The sequence below is a fragment of the Streptomyces sp. CNP082 genome, from assembly GCF_059570535.1.
The window spans coordinates 1-1,593 of record NZ_JCANSZ010000142.1; the positions used below are offsets into that span (position 1 = coordinate 1).

Sequence of the window (1,593 nt, forward strand, 5' to 3'; positions counted from 1 at the left end):
CCCTCTGCCTGGACGCCGGCCGTCGAGCCGGACGGCGAGATCCGTGACGGCGCCTGGGTCGCCGAACTCACCGGCGACGTCCTGGCCGGCTGGCCACCGCCTCAACCACCGCCCGAAGACGGTCACCGACGCCGCAGGCGAAACCACTGAGGCCACCTACGACAAAGACTCCCTGGTCGTGGCTTCGACAGACCAGGCCGGCCACACCACCGAGACCGAGTACGACGAACGCAGCCTGCCGGTCGAACAACGCGTCCCCTACGACGCTGACGCGGGCACGGTGCGCACCACGAGGTTCGACTATGACCAGGCCGGCAACCGCACCGAGGTCGAAACCCCCCGCGGCGTCGCCACCACGGGGACGGCGGACGACTTCACCCACCGCACCACCTACGACGAGCTGAACCGGCCGTGGCGGCAGTACCAGCCCTACGACCCGAACGACTCCCGCTACAACAACCCCGACATCTACACCGAGACGCTCTACGACGAGGTCGGACGGGTCAAGACGGTCTCCGCACCCCCCTCGGCGGGCCAGACGGTGCGCAACGACACCGTCTATGAGTACTTCGACACCGGCTGGATCAAGACCGCCACCGACCCGTGGGAGATCGTCACCCGCTACGACTACAACGACCTCGGCCAGCAGACGAGCCGGCGCCTGTCTTCCGGCGGCTCCATTGAACGTCCGATGGACTGGGCCTACTACCCCGACGGGTCCCTGCAGACCAAGAAGGACGCAGGCGTTCCTGACGGATCGGCCGTGGTCCTGGTCGACAACTCCGACACCCAGCACACCTCCACCTCCGGGACCTGGAAGGCGTCGAAGTCCATCGCCCTGTCCGGCGATCCGAAGGACACGGGGTTCAACCACCGCAGCCAGCATTCGGCAGACGGGTCGTTCACCTGGCAGACGGCCATCCCCCGCGACGGCGAGTACACCGCCTACGCCACCTACCCGGCCAAGTCGGACGCCGGCACCGCCGCCTACCGCATCGACCACGCCGGCGGCACCGCGACCAGGAACATCGACCAGGCCGAGAACGCCGACCGGTGGGTGAAGCTCGGCACGTACCGCTACAAGCAGGGAACCAAGTCGATCACCGTCTCCGGAACCGGCCGCGGCACGGTCAGTGCGGATGCCGTCAAGCTCGTGCGCTCCTACGATGCGGCAGCCGACACCGAGGAGAAGGTCTTCGGCTACCGCTACGACCCCAACGGCAACCTCACCGACATCGACGACACCAGTACGGGCGCGAAGATCGACGCCTACACCATGGCCTACACCGGCCTGAACCAGCTTGAGAAGGTCACCGAGAACCTGGCTGGTGAGGAGAAGAAGGCCACCGCGTTCACCTACGACGCCAACGGACAGCCCGAGACGGTCACCCACCCCGACCAGTGGGCCGGCTACACCTACAACACCCGCAACCAGATCGACACGGTGAAGATAGCCGACACCACGTCGGAGACCGACCCGACCCGCAAGACCACCAGCTACACCTACACCCCCCGCGGCATGGTCGACGTCGAGACCAAAGCCAACGGCAACCAGCTCGACCACGACTACTACGCCAACGGCGCCCTGAAGAC

1 protein-coding gene is annotated in these 1,593 nt (G+C 66.9%); it reads left to right on the forward strand.

Annotation, left to right across the window (positions count from 1 at the left end):
* Positions 1 to 178: 178 nt before the first annotated feature.
* Positions 179 to 1,593, forward strand: a 1,415-nt coding sequence (locus B124_RS36985) for a golvesin C-terminal-like domain-containing protein (protein WP_496507405.1), incomplete at its 3' end; no start/stop codon positions are given.